The sequence below is a fragment of the Paraburkholderia sp. CNPSo 3274 genome (assembly GCF_024206475.1).
Lineage (GTDB): Bacteria > Pseudomonadota > Gammaproteobacteria > Burkholderiales > Burkholderiaceae > Paraburkholderia.
In genome coordinates this window covers 1-1,550 of sequence record NZ_JAMBPR010000204.1, presented here as the reverse complement: position 1 = coordinate 1,550, position 1,550 = coordinate 1, and the positions used below count along the sequence as shown (strand labels likewise).

Sequence of the window (1,550 nt, the reverse complement as noted above, 5' to 3'; positions counted from 1 at the left end):
TTACATGGTCCCTAGCGCTTTCGTGCGGCTGCACGCGTTGCCTCTCACCCCCAACGGCAAACTCGATCGCCGGGCACTGCCCGCTCCGGATGCCGACTCACTCGCCCATGCCGCGTACGAAGCCCCCATCGGTGCACTCGAGATCGCACTGGCCGACATCTGGCGTGAACTCCTCGGCGTCCACACGGTCAGTCGACACGATTCATTCTTTGCGCTTGGCGGACACTCCCTGCTCGCTGTTCAAATGATTACCCATGCAGCGAAGCGCAGCATGATATGTACCTTGAATGACATATTTCAACACTCCACTCTGGCGAAACTAGCTTTACACATCAACACTTATCCGTCATTTACCTCAAATATCAGTGCAATCACGATTCGACCATCCGGATCAGAACCTCCGATATTCTTCGTACCGGATGGCTCGGGAGATCATTCTTACGCATTCCCCCTTTCCGAGAGCATAAACATTGATTGCCCGACATATGTACTTCCATGGCCACCAAGTCTTGACGCCCCATCCAGTTTGATTGAAGATCTTGCTGAGAAAATGGCCAATATTATAATTGGTACCCAATCAACCGGACCCTATCGAGTTTGCGGCTACTGTACGGGCGGAATTCTCTCCTACGCTATCGCAAAACAACTTTCCGAAATGGGAATGGAGATCGATTTTGTTGGACTTATTGACACACCTGCCCCGAGCACTTTCAGAAATGACAATTTGACTATCGAGCAACGATTCGTTATGTCGATTTCCAATTGCGGAAATATCATACCAAGAGAAACCATAAATAAGATGCAAGAAAGTTTTGGAAGGCTAAACATTCAAGAGCTAATTGAGCTTGCGCAGAAACTAAAAATTCTTCCAAAAGCAATCCCCATCAAGATCGCCGTCGATCACTACAAGCGCATCCACAATTACGTCGACATGATAAAGATTTATGCTCCGCCGCCGTTGCATTCAACAATCCACCTATTTTATGCGCTTGAGAAGCCCGACCAAGGCGATCACACCTCTCCTCAAACGCATGGCTGGGATAAAATTATCCCATCGTCGCGTCTCTTTACAAATCCAGTACCTGGCAATCACATCACGCTGATGTCAGATAAATTGAATCGCATGCTTCTTGGAAACGCGTTGAGTCGCATATTAAAAGAGCCCAATACCTATACCTCCAAACCCCTGTCGCGCAAGCCTCTGGACACTGACAACTCGAACCTTAGGTCAATCTTTACATAATGCAGAGAGTTTTTTGGTTGGCGATCGCGGCTACTGACGCCTGACGATGCCTGGCGATGCCCGCCCGCGATCGGTAATCAAAAAAGTTCTTGTGCTAAACCGCGCCACAGGCGCTGGCGTCTATGGGCGTTGAATGATCGCCGCGATGATTCGCGATGCCACAGGCGTGGCTATCGCACGCGGGAACCACACGAATGGCACGAGCCGGTCGCGCAAAATCAGCGCGAATGCGGGGTCCAAGGACAGATAGTGTTGGGTTTCGCGACAGTGTAATGGGCGCGTGGACGCCGGCGCACGAGCGAGTTCG

The 1,550-nt window shown here is 50.6% G+C and carries 1 protein-coding gene and 1 pseudogene; both read left to right on the top strand.

Going from position 1 to position 1,550, the window contains the following annotated elements; translation table 11 throughout:
• Window positions 1–274: pseudogene (locus M3I54_RS45690) on the top strand (phosphopantetheine-binding protein); the annotation flags it as partial.
• Window positions 272–1,243, top strand: a complete 972-nt coding sequence (locus M3I54_RS44185; RefSeq protein ID WP_254346695.1) for a thioesterase domain-containing protein — start codon at window positions 272–274, stop codon at window positions 1,241–1,243. The pseudogene M3I54_RS45690 and the gene M3I54_RS44185, both read left to right, overlap by 3 nt.
• Window positions 1,244–1,550: the final 307 nt, after the last annotated feature.